This is a genomic window from Bifidobacterium sp. W8112 (assembly GCF_016101425.1).
GTDB lineage: Bacteria > Actinomycetota > Actinomycetes > Actinomycetales > Bifidobacteriaceae > Bombiscardovia > Bombiscardovia apousia.
This window is the reverse complement of the sequence record NZ_JACFQN010000001.1, coordinates 721,708-745,548: the sequence shown is the minus strand read 5'-3', so window position 1 is coordinate 745,548 and position 23,841 is coordinate 721,708. Positions and strand designations below refer to the sequence as shown.

At 63.8% G+C, this 23,841-nt stretch carries 22 protein-coding genes and 1 tRNA gene; 20 read left to right on the top strand and 3 right to left on the bottom strand.

The window, feature by feature from the left end:
* Positions 1–3 precede the first annotated feature (3 nt).
* From H3T92_RS03095 to H3T92_RS03055, 9 genes are all read left to right on the top strand, one after another.
* On the top strand, positions 4–954 hold the full coding sequence (locus H3T92_RS03095; RefSeq protein WP_144084976.1) for a F0F1 ATP synthase subunit gamma: 951 nt from the start codon (positions 4–6) through the stop codon (positions 952–954).
* Between the two features lie 8 nt (positions 955–962).
* Positions 963–2,447, top strand: coding sequence for a F0F1 ATP synthase subunit beta (atpD, locus tag H3T92_RS03090; RefSeq protein ID WP_101432899.1), 1,485 nt, complete (start codon positions 963–965; stop codon positions 2,445–2,447).
* A gap of 2 nt (positions 2,448–2,449) precedes the next feature.
* Positions 2,450–2,746, top strand: a complete 297-nt coding sequence (locus H3T92_RS03085) for a F0F1 ATP synthase subunit epsilon (protein WP_144084977.1) — start codon at positions 2,450–2,452, stop codon at positions 2,744–2,746.
* A gap of 89 nt (positions 2,747–2,835) precedes the next feature.
* Positions 2,836–3,639 carry an endonuclease NucS gene (gene nucS / locus H3T92_RS03080; protein ID WP_144084978.1) on the top strand — a complete coding sequence of 268 codons (804 nt, stop codon included), beginning with the start codon at positions 2,836–2,838 and terminating at the stop codon, positions 3,637–3,639.
* A gap of 226 nt (positions 3,640–3,865) precedes the next feature.
* The gene (nrdH, locus tag H3T92_RS03075; RefSeq protein WP_024626874.1) at positions 3,866–4,108 is read left to right on the top strand and encodes a glutaredoxin-like protein NrdH; all 243 of its coding nucleotides are present in this window, start codon (positions 3,866–3,868) and stop codon (positions 4,106–4,108) included.
* 373 nt (positions 4,109–4,481) lie between these two features.
* Positions 4,482–5,135, top strand: coding sequence for an amino acid ABC transporter permease (locus H3T92_RS03070; RefSeq protein WP_144084979.1), 654 nt, complete (start codon positions 4,482–4,484; stop codon positions 5,133–5,135).
* Positions 5,122–5,796 (top strand): amino acid ABC transporter permease, encoded by a 675-nt coding sequence (locus tag H3T92_RS03065; protein ID WP_144084980.1) that lies wholly within the window; start codon positions 5,122–5,124, stop codon positions 5,794–5,796. Before H3T92_RS03070 ends, H3T92_RS03065 begins: the two co-directional genes overlap by 14 nt.
* Positions 5,797–5,806: 10 nt before the next feature.
* Positions 5,807–6,661 carry an amino acid ABC transporter ATP-binding protein gene (locus H3T92_RS03060; RefSeq protein ID WP_232341842.1) on the top strand — a complete coding sequence of 285 codons (855 nt, stop codon included), beginning with the start codon at positions 5,807–5,809 and terminating at the stop codon, positions 6,659–6,661.
* 85 nt (positions 6,662–6,746) lie between these two features.
* A complete protein-coding gene (locus tag H3T92_RS03055; RefSeq protein ID WP_144084982.1) occupies positions 6,747–7,658 on the top strand; it encodes a cysteine ABC transporter substrate-binding protein in 912 nt (303 codons plus the stop codon).
* 92 nt (positions 7,659–7,750) lie between these two features.
* Here H3T92_RS03055 and H3T92_RS03050 read toward each other — a convergent pair whose 3' ends face one another.
* Complete coding sequence (locus H3T92_RS03050) at positions 7,751–8,686, bottom strand: FKBP-type peptidyl-prolyl cis-trans isomerase (RefSeq protein WP_186279315.1); 936 nt, start codon at positions 8,684–8,686, stop codon at positions 7,751–7,753.
* Between the two features lie 82 nt (positions 8,687–8,768).
* On the opposite strand from H3T92_RS03050, the gene H3T92_RS03045 reads away from it, so the two are divergent.
* The 3 genes from H3T92_RS03045 (at position 8,769) to H3T92_RS03035 (ending at position 11,959) form a co-directional block, all read left to right on the top strand.
* Positions 8,769–9,845, top strand: a complete 1,077-nt coding sequence (locus H3T92_RS03045) for a hypothetical protein (RefSeq protein WP_144084983.1) — start codon at positions 8,769–8,771, stop codon at positions 9,843–9,845.
* A gap of 5 nt (positions 9,846–9,850) precedes the next feature.
* Positions 9,851–10,876: a hypothetical protein gene (locus H3T92_RS03040; protein WP_144085206.1), complete on the top strand. Its 1,026-nt coding sequence runs from the start codon at positions 9,851–9,853 to the stop codon at positions 10,874–10,876.
* A gap of 117 nt (positions 10,877–10,993) precedes the next feature.
* Complete coding sequence (locus tag H3T92_RS03035; RefSeq protein ID WP_144084984.1) at positions 10,994–11,959, top strand: tetratricopeptide repeat protein; 966 nt, start codon at positions 10,994–10,996, stop codon at positions 11,957–11,959.
* 12 nt (positions 11,960–11,971) lie between these two features.
* Here the strand turns inward: H3T92_RS03035 and H3T92_RS03030 are convergent, their stop codons facing one another.
* Complete coding sequence (locus H3T92_RS03030; protein WP_144085207.1) at positions 11,972–12,601, bottom strand: hypothetical protein; 630 nt, start codon at positions 12,599–12,601, stop codon at positions 11,972–11,974.
* A gap of 365 nt (positions 12,602–12,966) precedes the next feature.
* Between H3T92_RS03030 and H3T92_RS03025 the strand changes: the two genes are divergently transcribed.
* The 8 genes from H3T92_RS03025 to H3T92_RS02990 all read left to right on the top strand — a co-directional run bounded on the left by H3T92_RS03025 (position 12,967) and on the right by H3T92_RS02990 (position 22,823).
* Positions 12,967–13,042: transfer RNA gene (locus tag H3T92_RS03025), tRNA-Arg, on the top strand.
* Positions 13,043–13,330: 288 nt separating this feature from the next.
* Positions 13,331–15,085 (top strand): pyruvate oxidase, encoded by a 1,755-nt coding sequence (gene spxB, locus H3T92_RS03020; RefSeq protein WP_144084985.1) that lies wholly within the window; start codon positions 13,331–13,333, stop codon positions 15,083–15,085.
* 103 nt (positions 15,086–15,188) lie between these two features.
* On the top strand, positions 15,189–15,578 hold the full coding sequence (locus H3T92_RS03015) for a Rid family detoxifying hydrolase (protein ID WP_144084986.1): 390 nt from the start codon (positions 15,189–15,191) through the stop codon (positions 15,576–15,578).
* A 43-nt stretch (positions 15,579–15,621) separates the two neighbouring features.
* Positions 15,622–17,379 (top strand): arginine--tRNA ligase, encoded by a 1,758-nt coding sequence (gene argS / locus H3T92_RS03010; protein ID WP_144084987.1) that lies wholly within the window; start codon positions 15,622–15,624, stop codon positions 17,377–17,379.
* 27 nt (positions 17,380–17,406) lie between these two features.
* Positions 17,407–18,978 carry a diaminopimelate decarboxylase family protein gene (locus H3T92_RS03005; RefSeq protein ID WP_144084988.1) on the top strand — a complete coding sequence of 524 codons (1,572 nt, stop codon included), beginning with the start codon at positions 17,407–17,409 and terminating at the stop codon, positions 18,976–18,978.
* A gap of 113 nt (positions 18,979–19,091) precedes the next feature.
* Positions 19,092–20,432 (top strand): homoserine dehydrogenase, encoded by a 1,341-nt coding sequence (locus H3T92_RS03000; protein ID WP_186279316.1) that lies wholly within the window; start codon positions 19,092–19,094, stop codon positions 20,430–20,432.
* Positions 20,432–21,484, top strand: a complete 1,053-nt coding sequence (gene thrB / locus H3T92_RS02995; RefSeq protein WP_144084989.1) for a homoserine kinase — start codon at positions 20,432–20,434, stop codon at positions 21,482–21,484. Before H3T92_RS03000 ends, thrB begins: the two co-directional genes overlap by 1 nt.
* Complete coding sequence (locus H3T92_RS02990) at positions 21,474–22,823, top strand: Maf family nucleotide pyrophosphatase (RefSeq protein WP_144084990.1); 1,350 nt, start codon at positions 21,474–21,476, stop codon at positions 22,821–22,823. Before thrB ends, H3T92_RS02990 begins: the two co-directional genes overlap by 11 nt.
* Positions 22,824–22,845: 22 nt before the next feature.
* On the opposite strand, the gene H3T92_RS02985 is transcribed toward H3T92_RS02990, so the two are convergent.
* A complete protein-coding gene (locus tag H3T92_RS02985) occupies positions 22,846–23,790 on the bottom strand; it encodes an AEC family transporter (RefSeq protein WP_144085209.1) in 945 nt (314 codons plus the stop codon).
* Positions 23,791–23,841 lie beyond the last annotated feature (51 nt).

Genomic DNA, 23,841 nt, shown 5'->3' with positions numbered 1-23,841 from the left:
ACCATGGCCTCACAACTCGCATTCAAGTCAAGGATCGCCTCCACCTCGGCGTTGGAGAAGATCTTCAATGCCCAGGAGATGATAGCCTCCTCGCATATCGCCAAGGCCAGGACCGTGGCCCTGGAAGCGAAGCCTTACTCCGATGCGATCTTCGATGCAGTCCAGGCACTGGTGGCCCACACGGATGATATCCGCCACCCCATTGTCAGGAAGGACGAGAAGAACCCACGCGTGGCTGTGCTGGCGCTGACGGCCGACCGCGGCATGGCCGGGGCCTATACCTCCTCGGTCATCCGCGAGACGGAGTCTCTGCTGGCCCGCCTGGACGAGCAGGGCCGACAGCCTCAGCTCTTCGTCTACGGTCGCCGCGGTGTCTCCTACTATCGTTACCGCAACCGCAGCATCGTCAAGACCTGGGAGGGTCACAGCGATCGGCCCGGTGTGGATGTAGCCAGGGAGATCTCCCAGGCACTGCTGGATACCTATATGACTCCAGCGGCCAAGGGGGGCGTCTCCGAGCTCTACATCGTCTTCACCGAATTCATCAACATGGTGGTGCAGAAGGTTCGAGTGCTGCGCATGCTGCCCCTGGAGCTGATCAGGCCTGACCAGGAGCAGCCTGAGGAGGCCATCGATGCCCCCGTGCCGGACGACGGGCATGGGCGCCAGAGCGACCGCTATGCGGCTCTCTACGACTTTGAGCCCAGCTCTCAGGAGGTCTTGGATGCCGTTCTGCCCAAGTACATTCAGTCGCGCATCCATGAATGCCTGCTCACCTCGGCCGCCTCGGAGACCGCCAGCAGGCAGAACGCCATGCACACCGCCACTGACAACGCCAAGGGACTGATCGACGACCTGACCCGCCAGCTCAACGCCAGCCGTCAGGCGGCCATCACGCAGGAACTTACCGAGATCGTCGGCAGCGCCGATGCGCTCAACAAAGAGGAAGAGTAGGAACGCCAATGGTTGCACAGCAAGAACAGCCGACCACAGCGAGCCGCAAGCCGGATTCGGCCTCCAAGGGGCGTGTCACCCGAGTCCAGGGTTCGGTCATCGATGTGGAGTTCCCGGCAGGCCATCTGCCGGACATCTACAATGCCCTGACCGTGGACCTGAGCCAGTCCTCGAACACCGAGGGCGAGTCGTTGACCACCATCATGCTGGAGGTGGAGCAGCACCTGGGCGATTCCACGGTCCGCACCGTGGCCCTGAAGCCCACCGACGGCCTGGTCCGCGGTGCTACCGTCACCGATACGGGCGGGCCCATCATGGTGCCCGTGGGCGACGTGACCAAGGGACACGTCTTCGACGTGGCCGGCAACATCCTCAACAAGAAGGAGGGTGAGCAGATCAAGGTCACCGAGCGGTGGCCCATCCATCGCAACCCGCCTGCTTTCGATCAGCTGGAGTCCAAGACCCAGATGTTCGAAACCGGCATCAAGGTCATCGACCTGCTGACCCCCTACGTGGAAGGCGGCAAGATCGGCCTGTTCGGCGGCGCAGGCGTGGGCAAGACCGTGCTCATCCAGGAGATGATCCAGCGCGTGGCTCAGAACCACGGCGGCGTCTCCGTCTTTGCTGGCGTGGGCGAGCGTACCCGTGAGGGCAACGATCTGATCGGCGAGATGGACGATGCTGGCGTCCTGGAGAAGACCGCACTGGTCTTCGGCCAGATGGACGAGCCCCCGGGGACCCGTCTGCGCGTGCCTCTGACCGCCCTGACCATGTCGGAGTACTTCCGCGACGTGGAGAATCAGGATGTGCTGCTCTTCATCGACAACATCTTCCGGTTCACCCAGGCCGGCTCCGAGGTCTCCACCCTGCTGGGCCGCATGCCTTCGGCTGTGGGCTACCAGCCCAACCTGGCCGACGAGATGGGCGCCCTGCAGGAGAGGATCACCTCCACCAGGGGTCACTCCATCACCTCCCTGCAGGCCATCTACGTGCCGGCCGACGACTACACCGACCCGGCCCCGGCCACCACTTTCGCTCACCTGGACGCCACCACCGAGCTCAGCCGTGACATCGCCTCCCAGGGCATCTATCCGGCTGTGGACCCGCTGGCATCCACCTCCAGGATTCTGGATCCGCGCTACGTGGGGCAGGCCCACTACGACTGCGCCAACCGGGTCAAGGCCATCCTGCAGAGGAACAAGGAGCTCCAGGACATCATCGCCCTGATCGGCATCGACGAGCTGGGCGAGGAGGACAAGACCACCGTCAACCGTGCCCGCAAGATCGAGCAGTTCCTGGGCCAGAACTTCTACGTGGCCGAGAAATTCACCGGTCGCAAGGGTTCCTACGTGCCTGCGGACGAGACCATTGAGGCCTTCACCCGCATCTGCGACGGCGCCTATGACGACGTGCCCGAGCAGGCCTTCTCCGGCATCGGCGGCATCGACGACCTTGAGCACAAGTGGCACGATATGCAGAAGGAATACCGGTAGTCATGGCGGACACGGGCAAGGCCTCCATGCAGGTCAACATCGTATCGGCGGACAGGCCCATCTGGTCGGGTCAGGCGCGGTCGGTCACCGTGCCTGGCACCCAGGGGTCCATGGGCATCATGCCCGACCACGAGCCGGTGCTGGCCCTGCTGCAGGAGGGCAACATCCGGGTTCAGGCCACCGATGGCGGTCGTCAGTCCTTCCATGTGGACAGCGGATTCGCCTCCTTCGACAGCAACAAGCTGACTGTGGCCGTGGATCACTACCTGGAGGACGCTGGTCAGGGACAGCAGTCCTGACTCCCTTCCTCTTCCGCCCGGCTGGTGCTCTTGCATCGGCCGGGCTTTTTTCTTTCTCGCCCGGGACAGCGACTGATATATTGGCATCTGTGCGAATCATTGTTGCCGACTGCTCAGCCGAATACTCCGGGCGTCTCAACGCCAGCCTGCCGCCGGCCAGGCGTGTCCTGCTGATCAAGGCCGACATGAGCTGTCTGATCTTTTCGGAGCTAGGCTCCTACAAGCCCCTGAACTGGATGTGCGCCCCCTGCACCATCAGGGAGATCGAACCCGAGGAGACGGGCAAGGACAGTGCGGGCGTCAAAGCTGATTCCGTGGCTGAAACCGGGCTGGACGAGGTAGCCGAAGCTGCCGCGCCCGATGCTCTGATCGCTCAGGAGCAAGATCAGGACCAGACTCGGCCCGTCCATAAGGTTCTGCGTGTTTCAGCCGTGAAATCCAGCGATGTGCTCACCATCAGGCTCTACCAGGTCTATGCCGACGACAGCTACGACCTGGGGACGGATCCGGGATTGGTCAAGGACGGCGTGGAAGCACATCTGCAGCGTTATCTGGCTGAACAGATCGACCGCATCGGCCCGGGGGCCACCTTGGTGCGCCGGGAGTATCCGACGCCCATCGGCCCAGTGGACATCATGGCCGTCGACGGCCAGGGACGGCATGTAGCCATCGAGATCAAGCGGCATGGCGGCATTGACGGGGTGGAACAGCTGACCCGCTACTGCCGCCTGCTCAACCGCGACCCCCTGCTGGCTCCTGTCCGCGGGATCTTTGCGGCCCAGACCATCACCCCCCAGGCCAGGGTCCTTGCCGAGGACAGGGGATTCGAGTGCCTGATTCTGGACTACGAGGCCATGAAGGGCGCCGACAGCGATGAACTGACCCTCTTCTAAGGCATTTTTCAGTCCTGCGCATTCGGTATGTCAGGCAGCTCACATATATTTCCACCAGAGCCTACAAGACCTGAAAAGCTACTAGATATTGGGGTTTTTGGCCTGACACGCCACTACAGGTGGTATTGTGCTTGAGCCTTGGAGTGTGTAGAGTGCAATCATTAGGTTCCAAGCAGAGAGCTATAGAGCTTGGAGCATCACGGCAACATGTAAGGGAGAGGCGATCATGTCCATCACGGTCTACACCAAGGCGCACTGTCCCCAGTGTGATGCCACCAAGCGTCAGTTGACCAAGCAAGGGCTGGAATTCGAGCAGGTGGATTTGACCGAGGATCAGACCTTGATCGACCAGTTCATCGCCCAGGGATTCAAGCAGACCCCCATCGTAGTCACTGACCAGGAGACGTGGAGCGGGTATCGCCCCGATCTGATCAGGAAGGCAGCACAGAGCGCCAAGGTCTTTGCCTGATCACAGCACTCGGAGCCCGGTTCACGGATATGTGGATCGGGCTTTTTTGTTAGCTTGGTGAGCAGTAGGGATGATCAAAAACACAGATGCCAGGTAGGCAGGATCTGCAGGTGTCGGTCAGTTTGGTCGGCTAGGGCCATCTCGCCCGCACTGTCCGGTTGCTGGATGGCTTCAGCATCATGGTGGATCGCTGTCCGTGTTGCTGTGAGAGCGGATGATAACGCGGTATCCAGCATTCGTATATCGAAAAACAAAGAAAAGCGGCTCGCGTTCTCTAGGATTGTCGACTGAATGCCGCAGTCGGCGTGAAGCGGGTGAGAAGCAGTGAAGAGGAGACGATGAACAGGACCAGAGCAAGTAGGGAGGTGAGGGCATGAATTGGACTTTCATGGCGCAGAATCTGCACTTCTTCGTCAATGCGGCCTATGTGACGGTCTTCATTTCCTTCTTTGGCGTGGTGTTTTCCATGCTGATCGGGGTGGTCTGCGCCGGGTTGGAGGCCTTCAGGATCCCCCTGCTCTCGCAGGTGGCCAGGGTATACATCGAGCTGTCAAGAAACACCCCGCTCCTGGTTCAGCTCTACTTCCTCTATTTCGGGTTGCCCAAGCTTGGTGTCAACTGGAGCGCCCAGACCTGCGCCATCGTCGGGCTGGCCTTCCTGGGCGGCTCCTACATGGCCGAGGCCATGCGCGGCGGACTGGAGGCGGTGCCCCAGGTGCAGATCGAGTCGGCCCGCGTCCTGGGATTCACGCGTGGGCAGACCCTGTCGAGGATCGTGCTGCCCCAAGCCCTGAGCAGCGCCATACCGGGCGTGGTAGCCAACATCATCTTCCTGATCAAGGAGTCCTCAGTGGTCTCGGCCATCGCTCTGGCCGATGTCATGTATGTCACCAAGGATCTGATGGGCACCTCATACGACACCTACGAGTCGCTGACCCTGCTCATCGTCACCTACCTGGTCATCCTGCTGCCCATCTCCGTCATCGGAACCATTCTTGAGCGGAGGTTCGACTATGCACGGCGTTGAGGTGCTCTTCCAGCCAGGGGTCATGCCCAGGCTCTTCCAGGGGCTCTGGGTGACCGTCTGGATAGCCGGCGTCTCGGTTCTGCTCTCCCTGCCCTTGGGCTTGGTGGTCGGATGGCTGATGACCCTGCGCAACCGTCTGATTCGGTTCCTGATGAGGGTCTATCTGGACTTCATCCGCATCATGCCCCAGCTGGCCCTGCTCTTCATCGCCTTCTACGGGCTGTCCAGGGCATGGAACCTGAATCTGGATGCCACCGGCGCCTGCCTGCTGGTCTTTGTGCTCTGGGGCGGGGCCGAGCTGGGTGACCTGGTCCGCGGGGCCCTGGAGTCCATCCCCCGCACCCAGGTGGAGTCGGCCTACGTGCTGGGACTGAGCTCCTGGCAGACCTTCTCCAGGATCATCCTTCCACAGGCCCTGCGCCGACTGTTGCCGGCCAGCGTCAACCTGGCCACCAGGATCGTCAAGACCACCTCCCTGGCAGCCCTGCTGGGTGTCATCGAGGTCATCAAGGTCGGCCAGCAGATCATTGATGCCAACCGTTTCGCCTATCCTCAGGCGACCCTTTGGATCTACGGGGTGATTTTCTTCATGTATTTCTTCATCTGCTGGCCCCTGTCCTTGGTGGCCCGGCATCTGGAAAAGAGGTGGGCCCATGACTGAGGGGCAAACGATGGCGAACCAGCCACAGGACGAGCAGGAGGAGCGGGCGGTGCTGACCGTCGAGCACCTGGTCAAGCAGTATCCGCAGGCGCAAAGCCCTGTGCTCAATGACATCTCCTTCCAGGTGCCCAAGGGCAAGGTCTTTGTGGTCCTGGGCCCCTCGGGTTCAGGCAAATCCACCCTGCTGCGGACCATAGCCGGACTGGAGCCCATACAGGGTGGCCGGATTCTTCTGGATGGCCAGGTGGTGGAGACCGGTCGTCCTCTGGGCAAGCACGGCGGAGGTCCTGGCGGCCTGATGTCAGGCAGCCGCAGCTCCGACCTGCGCACCAGGATCGGCATGGTCTTCCAGAGCTACGACCTCTTCCCCAACAGGACCGTGTTGGACAACGTGACTCTGGCGCCCGTCCTGGTGCAGAAGCGCAAGCGGGACCAGGCGCGGCAGGAGGCTCTGGAGCTGCTGGATCGGGTCGGTCTGGCCGACCGCCGGGATGCCTGGCCCAGCCAGCTCTCGGGCGGCCAGCGGCAACGGGTGGCCATCTGCCGGGCGCTCATCCTCCATCCCGAGATCATGCTCTTCGACGAGGTGACCGCGGCTCTGGACCCGGAGATGGTCCGCGAGGTCCTCCAGGTCATTCTGGAGCTGGCCGACCAGGGGCTGACCATGATGATCGTCACCCACGAGATGGCCTTCGCCAGGGGCATCGCCGACCACATCGTCCTCTTGGACGAGGGCGTCCTGGTCGAGCAGTCCGACGACCCCGAGGCCTTCTTCACCCACCCGGCCACTGACCGGGCGCAACGCTTCCTGTCCACCTTCACCTATGAGCGCAGGCGGGAACAGGACCAGGATCAGAAGTCCTGATGGGACTGCGCATATTCGTCCGGCGGCAATCGCCGGAACCGCCCACTGGGGCGGCCATAAGAAAGATAAGAGGAAAAGAGGGATCATGACCGCAAGGGTAATGAACCGATTGATACGGGCGGCGCTGGCCACGGGGGCGACGATCGCGATGATGGCTTCCATGGCAGCCTGCGGTCCTTCGGCGGCCACCCCCAGTGATGCCGGAAGCGCCTCGGGGGGCAATTCCGGCTCCTCGGCAGCATCCGGGTCTGCACGAACCCCGGAGCAGATCACCAAGTCCGGCAAGCTCAGAGTGGCCGTCTTCACCGACAAGGCCCCCTTCGGCTACGTGGACAAGGATGGCAAGAACCAGGGTTACGACATCGTTTTTGCCGAGCGTCTGGCCAAGGATCTGGGCGTCAAGCCCGAGTACACCTCGGTGGATCCGGCCGCCCGTGTGGATGTGCTGTCCAGCAATAAGGTGGACGTGACCCTGGCCAACTTCACCGTTACCGATGATCGCGCCCGCAAGGTGGACTTCGCCAAGCCCTATATGAAGGTTTTCCTGGGCGTGGTCTCCCCGGATTCGGCGCTGATCAAAGATGTGAAGGAGCTGGAGGGCAAGACTCTGATCATCGCCAAGGGGACAACGGCCGAGCCTTACTTCGAGCAGCACTATCCTAAGGTCAAGCTGCAGAAGTACGACCAGTACGCAGATGCCTACAACGCCCTGCTGGACCACCGCGGAGACGCCATGAGCACCGACAACACCGAGGTGCTGGCCTGGGCCAAGGCCAACAAGGGCTTCTCGGTGGGCATCACCAAGCTGGGGGATGAGGCGGTCATCGCCCCGGCTGTGCGCAAGGGGAACAAGCCCCTGCTGGACTACATCAACAAAGAGCTGGACAAGCTGGGCCAGGAGCGGTTCTTCCATGAGGACTACCGCAAGACCCTGGAACCGGTCTACGGCAGCGCAGCCAACCCCGACGAGATCGTAGTCGAGGGCGGCAAGGCCTGAACCGGCCGTCTGGCTTGTGACAGGGGCCGTACCCATCCGAATGCGACTGGATGGGTACGGCCCCTATTTGCCTGAGCTGGAGGATTGGCTGGTCAGTAGGCGGCCAGGATGTCGACCACGAAAATCAGGGTCGAATTGGCCGGGATCTTTTGCTGTTGCTGGCTGCCGTAGCCCAGGTCAGGCGGAACTACCAGAAGAACCTGAGAGCCCACCGTCTGGCCGGCCAGACCCTGCTGCCAGCCCTTGACCACCTGGTCCAGGCTGAAGTCGCTGGCCTGCCCCCGATCCCAGGAGGAGTCGAACTGCTTGCCGTCGGAGGCCAGCCATCCGGTGTAGTTGGCGCTGACGCTCTGATGCTGGCCGACCTTGGCCCCCTTGCCCTTGATCAGGGGCTGGACGACCAGTCCTCCCTTGGGCTGGTACCCGTTGAGGTCCAGGGAGGGCTTGCCCTTGTCGTCCAAACTGATTTTCGGCAGGTCGCTGGGCAGGTCGGTCACCTTCTGACCCTGGGCGCGGGTCAGGTTTTTGGACCGGGAGACGAAGGTCAGGGCCATAATATAGGACTCGGTCGCCTTGCTGCTGCCGGAACCTGACTCATCGATGCCTACGGCAACGGTCGAGTTGACCTTGAGGCCCTTGAAGGTGTCATAGTATGCCGGGATGGATTTCTTGCTGATGACGATGGAGCACTCCGGGCTGCTCTGGTCCCATGTCGAGTTGATCACCTTGCCGGTTTTTGCATCCAGGGCCAGGCTCCTTGTGCATACGCGATCCCCGTCGCGGATGACCTCGCCATCGCCCTTCTGGATGACCTGATGGGTCTGGTTCTCGACCTTGAAGGGAGTCTTGAAGCTGATGTCGGGCTTGCTGCCAAGTTTGCCGCTGGCTGATACGCCCTGCATGGTGTCGCCCGAGCGGCTGCCCCCGTCAGATTTCCCGCCGCAGGCTGACAGTCCAAGACATAGGGCCAGAGCGGTCATGGCGCCCAGCAGACGCTTGCTGCCTGATTTTCTTGCGATGATGGTCATAGAAGCCCAGTTTAGGGCTTATGGGTGATTTCCCAGTGCCGGAAACCAGATCATAGGGAGCCGACGGTAGAATGTCGATAATATGGAGCAAGTACCCGAAGAACAAGATGAGATGACGCGGCCTGACAAGCCTTCGCGTCACAGCATGATCATGCGCGGCATCGTCACCCCCATCTTCGGACTGCTGGCTGTGGCGGCCATTGTGCTGGGCATCATGAACGCCACGGTCTGGAAGCCTTCGGCTCACGTGGATGCGCATGGGCGCACGAAGGCAGCCTATGTGGTGACCGATCCAGGTGTGCTTCCCCTGGTGGACAGCAGGGTGACCATGCGTGTGGATGCGGCCTCTGCCGGGGTCTCCGGGTCCACAGCGCACAAGTCGCAGAAGCCGACCATCTGCATGGCCCTGACCACGGCCAAAGATGCAGCCGGCTGGACGGCCGGGCATGATGTGGCCCGGGTGCGTGGCCTGGATGATTGGCAGACCCTGTCCGTTGGCAGTGACACCAGCCCCGGCAAGGCCGTCAAACGTGATCAGGGCGTGGCCTTTCAGGATTCGGATATGTGGAAACAGGTCACCTGTTCTGACAGCAGCGTGTCGATGTCCTTGAAGACCGACGACCCTCAGGCCGTCCTGCTGGTGGCGGTCCCCCAGGGCTCCCCTTCCCTGGGGCTGGAGATGCTCTGGCAGCGGGACAAGCTGCCTAACTTTGCCATGCCCTTCTACTTTGCCGGTGGGTTGCTGGCCCTGCTGGCCGTTCTTTCGGCTACGGTCTTCGCCATGGATCCGGCCAAGCGCCGCAAGCAGACCGAGCCCGAGCAGGAGTCTGAGGAAACTCCCGAAGTCAGCGTGGCCCAGGCCCTGGGAAGCGCCATTCTGCCTGGCCTGGGGCAACGGCGTAGCTCGACCTCGGGTCGGCGTCGGCGTCATGCCCGCGGCCAGGCACGACAGGGGGATCCAGGACCCCCGCCCAGGCCGCCCGTGGTGATTGACCCGCGCAATCGGAATATGGTCGCCGACCAACAGGAAGATGGTGACGGCCGCACCGTCAGCGGCGATCGGGGAGCCGACGATATGTCGTCCACCAGGGTCATCAGCAGTCAGGAGATGGCCTCCTACCTGGCCAGGCTTGCCCACGAAGGGGAGGAGGAGCGCTGATGAGTATGAACAAGCCGATGAACAGGGTGGCGGCTGCAGCGGCACTGGCCTTATCCCTGGTCCTTCTGCCGGGGCTGTCTGCCTGCGAGGGGCAGGTTCCCCAAGCTCGCCGGACCGAGCCTCAGAGCACCGCAACCACGGCTCCTGAGCCCAATCTGACCCCTGCCCAAGAGGCCCGCATACGCAAGAGCATCGGGGCTGTTCTGGACCAGGCCAACGAGGCCAAGGATCCGGCCGGGCTGGACCAGCGGGTCACCGGACCCCAGCTGGAGATCCGCACCAGCGAACTGACCATTGCCCAGGCCACCGGGCAGCTGGATCCGAAGACAACCATTCCTACTACCATCGCTCAGACGGTGATCCCCGGCGATCCTGGCTGGCCGCGCTCGGTCTTTTCGATCACCACCACCACGCAGGATCAGCAGTCCAAACGTCTCTTGGTGCTGGACCAGGAGTCCGCCCATGAAAACTACAAGCTCTGGGGGGTGGCCCGGCTCTTCCAGGGAGCCCAGCTGCCCAAGTTCCCGGTGGCCACCATCGGCGCCAGGATGGGGCAGGGCGACGATCAGGGGCTCAAGGCTACGCCGGTGGAGGCCGTGCGCCGCTATGCCGACCTCCTGCAGAATCCCCAGGGCAGCAAGTATGCCAAGGAGTTCGCCCAGGATGACTTCCGCACCTCCCTGGGCACGCTGACCCAGGTGGTCCAGCAGGGGATCGAAGCCAACAAGGGCAACCAGTCGCAGACCTTCACCCCGGCACAGGGGCAGCTGCGGGTCATGCACTCCTCCGATGGAGGCGATCTGGTCGTGGCCCGGATCGATTCGGTCTGGACCAGGCAGGCGGGTGAGGGCCGCGAGTCCTCGCCGGCCTCGGATGCCGAGAAGGCCCTCTTCGGACAGGGCAAGCCCACCAGCACCATGAAGGTCACCTATGTCAACGTGATCGCCCTGTACATACCTTCGGCGGACTCGCATGAACCCATCAGGGCCGTGGGCGCCGAGCGTGAACCCATCAAGGTGGAAGCGGTCTGAAGGGCGGGATTGCGCTGGGTGAACGCCCGACCCTTGGACTAGATTGGCTTCCAGGAGTATGCAATCGAGGGCGAGCCGAAGCTGCAGTCGGCGGCCGCGAGGTTTAGGAGGACTGACATGGCGAACAAGAACGGGCAGGGGCAGCCGGGCGTCTCGCTGGCAGGAGCGGTCGACCTGGGCGCGCTCAAGCATCAGGTCGATGCTCAGCCAGGCCAGCAGGGAGGCGCACCCGCTGCCGGCGGCTACGTGATCGATACTACGGAGGCCAGCTTTCAGGCTATGGTTCAGACCTCAGCCACCTTCCCCATTCTGATCCTGCTCTGGGTGCCCACAGACGACCGTCTCTTTCCCCTGGCCACCCGCCTGGCCCAGGCCGTCAATGCCCAGGAGGGGCGCGTTCAACTCTCCCGCATCGACATCGCGTCCAATCCGCAGATCGCCCAGACCTTTCAGGTGCAGGGTGCTCCGGCCCTCTTTGCCCTGCTGGCAGGCCGACCCATGCCAATCCTGCAGGGGATGCCCACCGATGAGGAGATGAACCAGATCACCGATCAGCTCATCCCACAGGTGGTTCAAATGGCGCAGAAGGCCGGCATCACCGGCAGCGCCCCCTACCAGGAGACCAACGACCAGGGGCAAGAGGAGCAGGATGGCCAGACAGCGGCTGATGCCATCCCTCCTGCCCATCAAGAGGCCCACCGGCTGGCCCAGGAGGGCGACTATGCAGCTGCGGCCGAAGCCTATGACAAGCTGGTCCAGGCTGACGCGACCGACGATCTGGCCAAGCGGGAACAGGCCAAGTGCCTGCTGATGGCCCGTTCAGCCACGGCCGATGTCCGCAGGGTCCGTCAGGCGGCCGCCGACGCCCCTGACGACCTGCAGGCCCAGTTGGATGTGGCCGATGTGGACATGATCGGCGGCCAGATCCAGGATGCCTTCGATCGTCTGCTGGACTTTCTGGCCGGGCACCGGGATCAGACTGATCCCATCCGCCGCCGTCTGCTGGAGTACTTCGTCATTCCCGAGCCGACCGATCCTCGGCTGGCCAAGGCCCGTCGCCGTCTGTCCACACTGATGTACTGAACCGCTCCTGGGTCAGGAATCCCGGTTCTCGTCGAAGTTGGTGAGGAAGCGCGGTCCGCTGGCTTTCAGCTCCCGGTCAAAGTTGGCCGCCCAGTCGCCGAAGGGATGGTCGGCCAGCCCATCGTTGGAGAATCGTGGGTCATCGGTGATCTCCGTGGCGCAAAAATCAGGGATGGTCAGGTCGGTCACCGGCCCGGTCCGCTCCACCTCGGCCACTACCAGGGGGGCGTTGCCGTCCCCAAAGACATCCAGGTTCCACCAGTCCTCGTCCAGCCAGACTCCATACCGGTTCTTGACGATGGGAATGCCGCCGCGCAGGATCAGCTCCAGGGCGATGCCCGGGTCGATGGCCCGTTCGGCCTCGTAGCGGGTGCCGCCGACGGAGGGGCCTTTGGCCGTCATTGAGGCAGCCTCGAAGTGGTCGCCTTCCTCAAGCAGGGTGTGGAGGGCATCGGTCCGGGCCGTCATGGGCACCATCGGGTCCACCTGCCCCTGAAGGCGAATCCGCAGGGCGAAGTTGTCCTCATGCACGTAGTAGCTCTGCACAATCAGGGTCGGCCGACTCTCCCCGAGCAGCTCCCGGGGGAGGTTCCGGCAGAAGAATCTGCGCTCGAACTCGAAATCGTCCTCATCCTCATTCATGGCCATGCATCCCATGGTACGGTAGGCCGGGTGCGGTCACTGTGCGCTGTCCACAGCGCATCCGAGTTGTCCAGGTATGTGAAGGTCGCTTGTGATGGCCGGGTGAAGGAACTAGAGTGTGAATCATCCCGAGAGAAGATCATCCGGGAATGTTGGCGGCTTCGCGCCACCGCATGAGGATGCAATGGCGCAACCGGGGCGGTGACACGAAGCCATGCCATCACGATACCTATGAAACGCCTGAAATCTTGGGGCAACACGCCGAGAACGGCGGGGGCTGGACCGACACGTGAGGACGCGCATGGGTGCGAAAATGCGCAAAGTGTCCTAGTATGGTCTCTGTTGTCCACTGGAAAGTGGCTGTCGGGTTCGTAGCTCAGCGGATAGAGCGTCTGTCTCCGGAACAGAAGGTCGAGGGTTCGAATCCCTTCGAGCCCACCAAGATGAAATCCCTGCGGCCAGGAAGAGCGTGGGGGTTTTCTTTATACGACTCCCGTCTGTCATCGTGCCCGGGATTATGATCAGAGCATTTACTGGACGAAATAAGCGCACGATATGCGTCACGATATGTGTGGTGAATCACTAAGCTTTTGAGGAACATGGCCCTTGGCCCGCTCGTGTCCTCGTTCTCAGGTGTCATAGTGAAAGGGTAAGACCGAACGTCGGGGAGGACCGACGCTTCCGCGTTGTGGCGGAGCCTCCTTTCCCCGGTGAAGCAAAGGAGTTCACATGGCCAATCGAATCAATGCAGGGGATGCTGTCCTTCACGTCCTGGAGCAGTGGGGGGTGCCGCGCATCTATGGCCTGCCCGGCGGTTCCTTCGACTCCATGATGAACGCCATCCACAACGAGCGCGAGCGCATCGACTTCATCCAGGTCCGTCATGAGGAGGCCGGAGCCTTGGCTGCTGCCGGCGAGGCCAAGCTGACCGGCCGGATTGGCGTCTGCTTCGGCTCGTCGGGCCCAGGGGCTGTCCACCTGCTCAACGGCCTCTATGATGCCCGCGAGGACGGCGTGCCGGTGCTGGCCCTGGTGGGCGAGGTGCCCCAGGCCTTTATGAACATGGACTTCTTCCAGGCCATGGACGAGGTGCCTATCTTTACCGATGTGGCCGTATTCGCCAGGGCCGCCACCAACGCCCAGGGGCTGCCGGCCCTGGTGGACGAGGCCATCCGCCGCGCCTATGCCAGCCACGGGGTCTCCGTGGTCATCATCCCCAAGGACCTGGCCTGGGCCGAGATCGACGACCGCCCGGTGGCTTCTGCGCCCAACTTCCGCAAGCCGGAGCCTCTGAAGCCTGCGGCCGACCAGGTCAGCAAGGCGGTGGAGATCATCCAGTCCGCCAAGGCCCCGCTGCTCTACTTCGGCCAGGGCGCTGCCGGCGCTCGCGATGAGCTGGTCGCCATGTCCGAGCGTTTCAAGATGCCCATGGTCTCCACCTTCCCGGCCAAGGGGATTGTGGAGGACACCTATCCTGCCTACCTGCAGTCGGCCGGCCGCGTGGCCACCAAGACCGCCACCGAGGCCATTTACACTTCCGATCTGACGGTCTGGGTGGGTTCGGACAACCCCTTCGGGTCCATGTTCGTCACCCCCAACACCAAGGTCATCCAGATCGACCTGAACCCGGTCAAGCTGGGCAAGCGCTTCCAGGCCAATGTGGTCCTGGCCATCCAGGCCGACGCCCGCGAGGCCCTCAAGGCCATAACCGCCGCCGGCCAGGACCAGGAGGAGTCCGTCTTCTACAGGGCCTGCCTGCGCAGCAAGGAGAACTGGGACCAGTGGGTGGCCTCCTTTAACGAGGACACTCGCACGCCCCTGCGGCCTGAGCCCGTCTACCACGTCATCGATCAGCAGCTTGAGGACAATGACATCGTCATCCCCGACGTGGGCAATGTGGATATTGACTTCCTGCGTCTGCTGCATCTGAAGCCCACCAACCGCTGGACCGTCTCCGGCAAGCATGCCACCATGGGCTACGCCGTGCCGGCCGCCCTGGCTGCCAAGCTGGAGCATCCGGAATCGACCGTCTACTCCCTGAGCGGCGACGGCGGGTTCGCCATGCTCGGCGAGGAGGTGCTGGCCCAGCTCAAGTACCATGCTCCGGTCATCAACGTGGTCTTCTCCAACCAGTCCTTGGGCTACATCGAGGCCGAGCAGCGCGACGACAGCCATCAGCCCTTGAGCGGAGTGGATCTGCCCGACACCGACTGGGCCAAGGTCGGCGAGGGCATGGGCGCTCTGGGCTTCACTGTGCGCACGGTGGCCGATGCCCGCCACGCCTTCTCCGAGGCTCGCAAGGCCGACAGGTCCTCGGTCATCGATGTCAAGCTGACGGGAGCCAGCCCTCTGGACACCCGCTACATGCGGTTCCCGGAGACCTGCTCGGATCCGGACCAGGTCGAGAAATTCGTCAAGACCTACGAGGCTGGCGATCTGCGCTCCCTGGCCTACTGGATGGGTCAGGAGGCTCGCAAGGGCTGAGACTGATGCCGCTTGCGCCGGGCGGGCACTCCTATAGTGGACGGTGTCCGCCCGGGGCTTCGGCCCGGCATGGGTGTGGCGGACCTGAAGAAAGGACGGATCCATGGAAGACGGACCTGAAGAGATCGGCACGCCATATGCGCCCCAGGCCTTGGGGGCTTACAGTCAGGCTGTGAAGGCCGGGGGCTTTGTCTTTGTCTCCGGACAGCTGGGCATCGACCCGGACACCGGGGATTTGGTGGAGGGCACGGCGGCTGACCAGGCCACCCAGGCCCTGAAGAATGTCAAGAACATCCTGGATGCAGCCGGCAGCGGCATGGAGAAGGTGGTCAAGGCCACCGTTCTTATGCGGCGGGTGGAGGATTTCACCCTGGTGGACCAGGCCTACTCCCAGGTTTTTATCGGCTCGGTGCGGCCGGCCCGTGTGGCTTTCGGCGGCGCGGACATCCCCAAGGGGGCCCTGGTCGAGATCGAGGTCGTGGCTCTGGCCTGAGACAGGACGGCTGCTGGTCGCCGCCGTCGCTAGACTTGAGGGCATGAGTCCTGAAGCACTTGCCCGTATCATCTCTTCGACCGCCGTCAAGATGGCCCAGTCAGGCCGCCTGGGAAGCCTGGAGCCTGACATGGTTCCTGATGCCGACCATCTGGCGGTCATGCGCCCCAAGGACCGCTCCCACGGGGACTGGTCCACCAACATTGCCATGCAGCTGGCCAAGAAGGCCGGCATGAGGCCCGTCGAACTGGGGCAGGCCCTGGCTGAGGCGCTGCGGGAGGCCGATGGGATCGCCCAGGTGGATGTGGCCGGCCCCGGCTTCATCAACATAACCTTGGACTCGGCTTCGGCGGCTGCTGTGGTCGATGCGGTCCTGGAGGCGGGATCTGCTTTCGGAAGCAACGATCATCTGAGCGGGCGCACCCTGAATCTGGAATTCGTTTCGGCCAACCCCACGGGTCCAATCCACATCGGCGGCACACGCTGGGCGGCTGTGGGCGACTCCATGGCCCGCGTCCTGGAGGCCAACGGCGCCAAGGTGGTCAGGGAGTACTACTTCAACGATCACGGCACGCAGATCGACCGTTTCTCCCGTTCCCTGGTGGCGGCGGCCCATGGCGAGCCCGTGCCTGCCGACGGCTACAAGGGCTCATATATTGACGAGATTGCCTCGCGTGTGGTCAAGGAGGCCGCCGACGAAGGGCAGGACATCCTGGCCATGCCCAGGGTGCGCGACCAGGACGGCGCCGAGGGTGACAGTCCCCAGCGCGAGGCCTTCCGCACCCGGGCCGTGCCCATGATGTTCGCCGAGATCCAGCAGTCCATGCGTGATTTCCGGGTCAATTTCGATGTCTGGTTCCATGAAAACAGCCTCTATGAGTCCGGTCAGGTGGAGCGGGCCATTGACGAGCTGCGGGCCAAGGGCGACATCTTCGAGAAGGACGGGGCTACCTGGTTCCGTTCCACTACCTACGGCGACGACAAGGACCGGGTGATCATCAAGTCCGACGGGCACGCAGCCTATGTGGCGGCCGACATCGCCTACTATCTGAACAAGCGACGCAGGGCCAAGGATCCCTGCGACGAGGCCATCTACATGCTGGGTGCCGACCATCATGGCTACATCGGCCGGATGATGGCCATCTGCGCGGCTTTTGGGGACACTCCCGGCGTGAACATGCAGATCCTGATCGGCCAGCTGGTCAATGTCATCAAGGACGGCCAGGCCGTGCGCATGAGCAAGCGGGCAGGCAACGTGGTCACCATCGACGATCTGGTGGATGCCGTGGGGGTGGATGCCGCCCGGTATTCCCTGGCCCGCACCGACTACAACCAGAGCGTGGACATCGACCTGGACCTGCTGGCCTCGCACACCAACGACAACCCCGTTTACTACGTGCAGTATGCGCACGCCCGCTCGAAAAATGTGGATCGGAACGCAGCCCAGGCGGGCATCGACCCGTCCGCGGCCGACCTGTCCCTGCTGGACACTGCCGCCGATAACGAGGTTCTGGGTGTCCTGGCACTCTATCCCAATGTGGTTCAGACTGCCGGCGACCAGAAGGCCCCCCACCGGGTGGCCCACTACCTGGAGCAGCTGGCTGGGGTCTATCACCGTTGGTACAACCTGGAGCGCGTGGTGCCCATGGAGCCGACCGGCCGGGCGGATCTGGACCAGGACGAGGACAGGAATCCACAGCCGGCCCGGGCAGCGGCGCGTCTGCGGCTCAATGACGCCGTGCAGCAGGTCATCGCCAACGGTCTGGGGTTGCTGGGCGTCCAGGCTCCGGACCGTATGTAAGCCCTCAAGGTCACCAGGAGGTCGTTGATGGAAACAGGGATGTGCGGGCTGGGGCCCGACGGGTTCTGGCCCGAGGCTTTGCAGCGGGACCGTCAGGGCACGCTGACCATGCATGGGTGCTCTGTGGAGGACCTGGCCAAGCGTTACGGCACTCCTATGTATCTGATGGACACCGCGATGATGGCGGAACGGGCCTCGGCCTTCCGCCAGGCGGCTCTGCGAGACCTGGGCGGTGCGACCACCAGGGTCAGCTACGCGGGCAAGGCCTTCCTCAGCAAGGAGACCGTGCGGATCATGCTGCGCCAGGGGCTGGATATCGACACCTGCTCCCTGGGCGAGATGCTGATCGCCCGGGCCGCTGGCGCCCCTGGCCGTCGTCTGGTCCTGCATGGCAACAACAAGTCCGACCAGGAGATTGATCTGGCTGTGAAGGAGGGCTACCGGGCCATCGTCATCGATGCGCCCGACGAGCCTGCGCGAATCGTCGCTGCTGCAAGGGCCCAGGGGCGTCGCGCCAAGGTCATGCTCCGGGTGACCGTGGGTGTGCACGCCGGCGGCCACGAGTACATCTCTACCGCCCATGAGGATCAGAAGTTCGGCATCCCCCTGCTGCCCCAGGGCACCGACGTGGGCCTGCTGGACCTTGGGCCTGAGCCTGGATCCTCCGGACAGGCTGGGGCAGCAGAATTGGCGGCTACGAGGAATGACGGCTCCTCGGCTCCTGTCGATTCCGTGGTCTCCCGGTCGTCTTCAGCCCTGTATTCGGCCGCCAACGGGCCCGCTGAACCTGCTGATCCCGCCCGGATCAAAGCCATGTCCGCCCTGGCTGACGGACCGGCTATCGCCCTGCTCAAGGAGATTCGCTCCCACGAGAAGGAACTGGAGCTGGTGGGCATCCATACCCATATCGGCTCCCAGATCCATGACTCTTCGGCCTTCATCGAGGCCGCCCGGCGCATGATGCTGCTGCGGCACACCTTCTGGGCCACCGACGGCTACCTGATGCCCGAGGTGGACCTGGGCGGCGGCTTCTCCGTGCCCTACACCCCGGATGAGGATCGGATGGACCTGGACCAGACCCTGACCAGCCTGGGGGCTGACATGGTCGCCATCAACCGTCGCCTGGGCATGCCCATGCCGGTCATCGCCTTCGAGCCCGGCCGCTGGATCGTGGCACCCTGCGGCATGAGCCTGTATCGGGTGGGCACCGTCAAGCCCGTCCCCCTGTCTGACGGAAGCGTGCGCACCTACGTTTCGGTTGACGGCGGCATGAGCGACAACATTCGTCCGGCCCTCTACGAAGCTCAATACACGGCTGTCCTGGCCAACCGGGATGGCAGCGGGGACCGTATCCAGGCCCGTGTGGTCGGCAAGCACTGTGAATCGGGGGATATCCTGGTGCAAAATGTGGCCCTGCCAGCGGACATTCGCCGGGGTGATCTGCTTATGGTGCCGGTGACCGGCGCCTACGGGCGGACCATGGCCAGCAATTACAACCAGGCTCTGATCCCTCCCGTGGTAGGTCTGGACCAGTCCGGTGCCCATCTGATGCTGCGGCGGCAGACCATGGATGACCTGCTGGCCTTGGATCAGGGATGATGCGCCCCGTCTTGGCGGAAGCAGGCGCCGGGGTGGATACGGGTGTCGGATTGGCTTTCTAAGATGGAGCAACACCCTGCGACAGGCCCCGATGGGGCGGATGGAGGATCCATATGCCTGAACGCATGCAGCAGCAGGAGGCCGTCAGGCCCATCCGCATAGCACTTCTGGGGGCTGGGACCGTGGGTTCCCAGACCGCCCGCCTCCTGGTGGAGCAGAGCCAGGACCTGGCCAGTCGAGTGGGCCGTCCCCTGCAGCTGGTGGGCATCGCCGTCCTTCATCCTGACAAGGTCAAGGCTGATTGGATCGATCCGTCCCTGCTGACCACAGACTCAGCCGACCTGGTCACCCGGGCGGATATCGTCATCGAGCTGATCGGCGGCATCGAGCCGGCCCGCACCCTGCTGCTCAAGGCCATCGAGTCGGGCGCCAGCGTGGTCACCGCCAACAAGGCCCTGCTGGCCCAGCACGGCCCCGAGCTCTACCGGGCTGCCGAAAAGCAGGGCGTTGACATCTACTTCGAGGCGGCCGTGGGCGGGGCCATCCCCATCGTCCGTCCCCTGCGCGAATCCCTGGTGGGCGACGGCATCACCAGCCTGGTGGGCATCGTCAACGGGACCACCAACTACATTCTGGATGAGATGACCACCAAGGGTCTTCAATTCGACCAGGCCCTGCGCGACGCCCAGGCCAAGGGCTTCGCTGAGGCGGACCCCACCGCCGATGTGGACGGGCTGGATGCAGCCGCCAAGGCCGCCATCATGGCCACGCTGGCCTTCCACACTGATGTGCGCATGGATGATGTACCCGTGGAGGGCATCCGCACCATCACCGCCGACGATATAGCGGCCGCACAGACCGAGCACCGGGTCATCAAGCTCCTGGCCGTGGCTGAGCGCGGCGAACAGGGCATCTCCGCCCGGGTCTACCCGGCGCTGATTCCCGACAGCCACCCTCTGGCCTCGGTCCATGGCAGCTTCAACGCCGTCTTCGTCACCGCCAAGGCCGCCGACGACCTCATGTTCTATGGTCGGGGTGCCGGCGGGGCGCCCACAGCATCAGCCGTTCTGGGGGACGTGGTCACCGAGGCCCGCCACATCGTCCAGCATGGCATGGGTCCGGGGATCCCCATGTACGCCAACATCCCCATGGCCCCGCTGGATGCATCCCGCGCCGCCTTTGCCGTCCGTTTCCTGATCCACGACAAGCCTGGCGTGCTGGCGGCCATCGCCCAGGTCTTTTCCGAGGCGGGCATCTCCATCAACGGAGTCAACCAGGACATCAAGCCCACCCTGCATGACCCGGGCTACAGCGGCGAGATCCAGCAGCTGCGCGTGGTCACCCACCTGTGCGACGAGGTGACCCTGCGGCAGGTGGTCGAGCGGATCTCCACCTTCGACTCGGTCACTGGGCAGGCCTCTATCCTTCGCGTCTTCGATCGGCAGGCCCAATGATGGCCGCTGCAACAGAGGGCCCGTCTACTGTGCGGGTGCGTGTGCCAGCCACCAGCGCCAACCTGGGTTCAGGTTTCGATGCGGTCGGGCTGGCGCTGGACTACCATGACGAGATCGTCTTCACCCGTTCCGTGGATCCGGGCGACACCACCGCCTATGTCGTCATCAAGGGCGAGGGGGAGCGGACCCTGCCCCGAGACGAGACCCACCTGGTCGTCTCCACCTTCAGGCGGGCCTGCCAGGTCTTCGGACTGCCAAGGTTCGGCTTCATCATGCGCGCGGTCAACCGAATCCCCCAGGCCAGGGGATTGGGATCCAGCGCCGAGGCCATCGTGGCCGGAATCGCGGCGGCTGCGGCCTTCGCCCACACTGGCCCACTGCGCCGTGATGCCGTCTTCGCGCTGGCAGCCCAGATCGAGGGGCATCCCGACAACGTGGCGCCTGCCGTCTACGGGGGGCTGACCGTCTCCTATGATCTGGCCACTGGCGAGGGGGTGGGTTCCCTGCCCATAGCCGGGGGCGCGCCCCTGGAGGGCGGCTACCACACCCTGCGCTACCAGGTGGACCCGGCCATCAAAGCCACGGTTTTTGTTCCCGGCGCCCATCTGTCCACACAGAAGGCCCGACAGGCCCTGCCCAACCGGGTGCCTTACGCGGATGCCGTTCACAACCTGTCAAGGGCGGCCCTGATTCCTGGCGCTCTGAACCCTCAGTCCCTGGATGACCTGGGGGCCGAGGCGGCTGAGCAGGCTGCCAGGGCCAACGCCCTGCTCTTCGTAGCCACCCAGGACCGGCTCCATCAGCCATACCGGGCCGGGCTCATGCCCTCCTCAACCAAGCTCCTGCAGCTCCTGCGCGGTCGGGGCTACGCGGCGGCGGTCTCCGGAGCCGGGCCCTGCATTATCGTCCTGCATTACGGTGATGCCGAAAATGAGCTGCGGACCATTGCCAAGGATTATCTGGATTCCGGCCGCTGGCGGGTCCTGTCGCTGGACGTGGACTGCCGGGGGGTCCATGTGGAAGGGGACCAGGAAGGCAATCGTGAACACTGAAGACAGGCATATCCCGCTCATTCTGGCCTCGTCCTCGCCCTCCAGGCGGCGGCTTCTGGTCCAGGCGGGCATCGACCCCATCATCCGACCCTCAAAGGTGGATGAGCCGGCTGTGCTGGCGGAACGGGCCCGTAAACTGGGCCGCCACCTGGAGGACCTGGATGCGCGCGAACGGGTCAGTGTTTTGGCTGAGGCCAAGGCTTCGGCTGTCCAAGCGACCATGGATGCCGTCAAGGATGCCGAACGGCGCTCGCGGGGCGATCTGGTCACGTTTAGGCCTCTGAGCCAGGGTGATTCGGATGCATCCTCCAGGGATCCCATGAGCCAGGTCATTGGAGCCTGGGGCGGGATGCTCGGCGCCGGGCGTGGGCCCCTCCTGCTGGGGTGCGACTCGCTGTTCAGCGTGGACGGGGCCGTCATGGGCAAACCTCACCAGCCGGAGCGTGCTCTGGAGCGGTTGATGGCCATGCGTGGCCGAACCGGCACCCTGGTCACCGGCCACTGTCTGATCGATCTGGCCACCGGCCAACGGGCCCGAGCGGTCAGCAGCGCTCAGGTGACCTTCGGAGACTATGATCGGGCCTCCATGCAGGCCTATGTAGCCACCGGCGAACCCTTGGAGGTGGCCGGATCCTTCACCTTGGAAGGATTGGGCAGCGCCTTCATCCAGGGCATCCAGGGCGATCCCAGTGGAGTGATGGGATTGAGCATGCCCACCCTGCGCGCTCTGGCCCAGGAGCTGGGCGTCTCCTGGCCTGACCTATGGGCCGGACGAGTCATGCCCGAGCGGCGGCAGACCGCCGGATCGACGCATGGGCCTGAAGGACTGGTCGCCCCCGTGGAGAATGTCCACCAGCCTGGCGACGGGTGGGTGGACTGCGCCTGCGGCAGACGTCATTGGGGGCTCAACGGGGCTGCCGGCGTCTTGCTGGCCCGGCGTGATGCCCGCACGGGCGCACCGGTCAGCGTGCTTCTGCAGCACCGGGCACGCTGGAGCGCCGAGGGCGGCACCTGGGGTGTGCCGGGCGGCGCCATCTCCGACGGGGAGAATCCGCTGGAGGGCGGTCTGCGCGAGAGCTATGAGGAGGCCAACATCCGCCCGGAGGACATTCAGGTGGTGGGTTCCTACCTGGAGGATCACGGCCCCTGGGGCTATACGACCATCCTGGCCTTCGAGCGTCCAGGCCACCAGGTCGAGCCGCGCATGAATGACGATGAGAGCATTGCCCTGGAATGGGTGGATCTGGACAAGGTCGGGGATCTGCCCCTGCTGAAGGCCTTCGGTCAGGACTGGCCGCACTTCCGGCAACGCTTGGAGACTCTGGCGGCCGAAGGCTGAACAGAAGGCCCGGTCTGACGAGTCAGCTCAGGAGCAGGGCGACCAGGGCGATGATTACGGGTGAGCTGATCGTGCTCAGCAGGATGCCGTCCCTGGCGAAGGTGGTCCCCACCTCGTACCGGGCCGCGTAGTTGTAGACGTTCTGGCCGGTGGGCAGGGCCGCCAGAACCACGCACCCGTACAGCTCCGCCCCGCTGAAGCCCATCATGAACCGGGCCAGCAGGTAGGCGATTATGGGCATGACCAGATTCTTCAGGATCACCGCGCAGAGGGTGGCACGACGGTCGGTGCCCTGGCCCATGGGCCGCGAACCCCGCAGGGACATGCCGAAGGCCATGAGGATCATGGGCACGGCCGACTGCCCGATCATGTCGATGGGCTTGTAGACGAAGTCGGGGATGATGAAATGGCCGGCCTGGGCGCTGATGGCCGAAATCACTATGCCGCCTATGGAGCCGATCAGGATGGGCTGCTTCAGGGGCTGTTTGAGGATGGTCTTGACCGAGAGCTTGCCGGAGGTGGTCGCGTCCAGAACGGTCAGCCCGATGGGAGTGAACAGGGCCTGTTGCATGACCAGGATGGGTGCCACCAGCGTGGGATTGCCCAGAATGTAGGTGGCTACAGGCAGCCCGATGTTGTTGGAGTTCAAATACAGGGAGTCCAGAGCGCCGATGGTGGCTTCGGCAGCCGGCAGGTGAAAGCTGGCCGCGTTCAGGGCCACGAAGAGCAGGCCTACAGCCGCCGCCGACAGGAAGGCCACGATGATGCTGGGGTGGAAGATGACCGACAGCTTCTGCTTGGAGAGGATGGCGAACATCAGGCAGGGCGTCGAGACGAAGAAGGAGTACTTGTTGAGCACCAGCTGGGCTGTGGGACCGCCTACATGGAAGCGGGCGGCCACATACCCCACGGCGATGACCACGCCGATGATGAAGAACCCCTCCATGGCACTGAGCAGTCCAGGCACTCCGGCATCCTCCTCGTCTCGCATGGTGGACGGCGGCCTCCCAGGCGGAGT

Excerpts from the sequence above, each read along its gene's own strand:
- atpD (WP_101432899.1), top strand. The coding sequence starts at position 963 with ATGGTTGCACAGCAAGAACAGCCGACCACAGCGAGCCGCAAGCCGGAT.
- H3T92_RS03000 (WP_186279316.1), top strand. The coding sequence starts at position 19,092 with ATGCCTGAACGCATGCAGCAGCAGGAGGCCGTCAGGCCCATCCGCATA.
- H3T92_RS03085 (WP_144084977.1), top strand. The coding sequence starts at position 2,450 with ATGGCGGACACGGGCAAGGCCTCCATGCAGGTCAACATCGTATCGGCG.
- H3T92_RS03095 (WP_144084976.1), top strand. The coding sequence starts at position 4 with ATGGCCTCACAACTCGCATTCAAGTCAAGGATCGCCTCCACCTCGGCG.
- H3T92_RS03045 (WP_144084983.1), top strand. The coding sequence starts at position 8,769 with ATGGAGCAAGTACCCGAAGAACAAGATGAGATGACGCGGCCTGACAAG.
- spxB (WP_144084985.1), top strand. The coding sequence starts at position 13,331 with ATGGCCAATCGAATCAATGCAGGGGATGCTGTCCTTCACGTCCTGGAG.
- H3T92_RS03030 (WP_144085207.1), bottom strand. The coding sequence starts at position 12,601 with ATGAATGAGGATGAGGACGATTTCGAGTTCGAGCGCAGATTCTTCTGC.
- thrB (WP_144084989.1), top strand. The coding sequence starts at position 20,432 with ATGGCCGCTGCAACAGAGGGCCCGTCTACTGTGCGGGTGCGTGTGCCA.
- nrdH (WP_024626874.1), top strand. The coding sequence starts at position 3,866 with ATGTCCATCACGGTCTACACCAAGGCGCACTGTCCCCAGTGTGATGCC.
- H3T92_RS03070 (WP_144084979.1), top strand. The coding sequence starts at position 4,482 with ATGAATTGGACTTTCATGGCGCAGAATCTGCACTTCTTCGTCAATGCG.
- argS (WP_144084987.1), top strand. The coding sequence starts at position 15,622 with ATGAGTCCTGAAGCACTTGCCCGTATCATCTCTTCGACCGCCGTCAAG.
- H3T92_RS03060 (WP_232341842.1), top strand. The coding sequence starts at position 5,807 with ATGGCGAACCAGCCACAGGACGAGCAGGAGGAGCGGGCGGTGCTGACC.
- H3T92_RS03040 (WP_144085206.1), top strand. The coding sequence starts at position 9,851 with ATGAACAAGCCGATGAACAGGGTGGCGGCTGCAGCGGCACTGGCCTTA.
- H3T92_RS03035 (WP_144084984.1), top strand. The coding sequence starts at position 10,994 with ATGGCGAACAAGAACGGGCAGGGGCAGCCGGGCGTCTCGCTGGCAGGA.
- H3T92_RS03065 (WP_144084980.1), top strand. The coding sequence starts at position 5,122 with ATGCACGGCGTTGAGGTGCTCTTCCAGCCAGGGGTCATGCCCAGGCTC.
- H3T92_RS03015 (WP_144084986.1), top strand. The coding sequence starts at position 15,189 with ATGGAAGACGGACCTGAAGAGATCGGCACGCCATATGCGCCCCAGGCC.
- H3T92_RS03050 (WP_186279315.1), bottom strand. The coding sequence starts at position 8,686 with ATGACCATCATCGCAAGAAAATCAGGCAGCAAGCGTCTGCTGGGCGCC.
- H3T92_RS03005 (WP_144084988.1), top strand. The coding sequence starts at position 17,407 with ATGGAAACAGGGATGTGCGGGCTGGGGCCCGACGGGTTCTGGCCCGAG.
- H3T92_RS03055 (WP_144084982.1), top strand. The coding sequence starts at position 6,747 with ATGACCGCAAGGGTAATGAACCGATTGATACGGGCGGCGCTGGCCACG.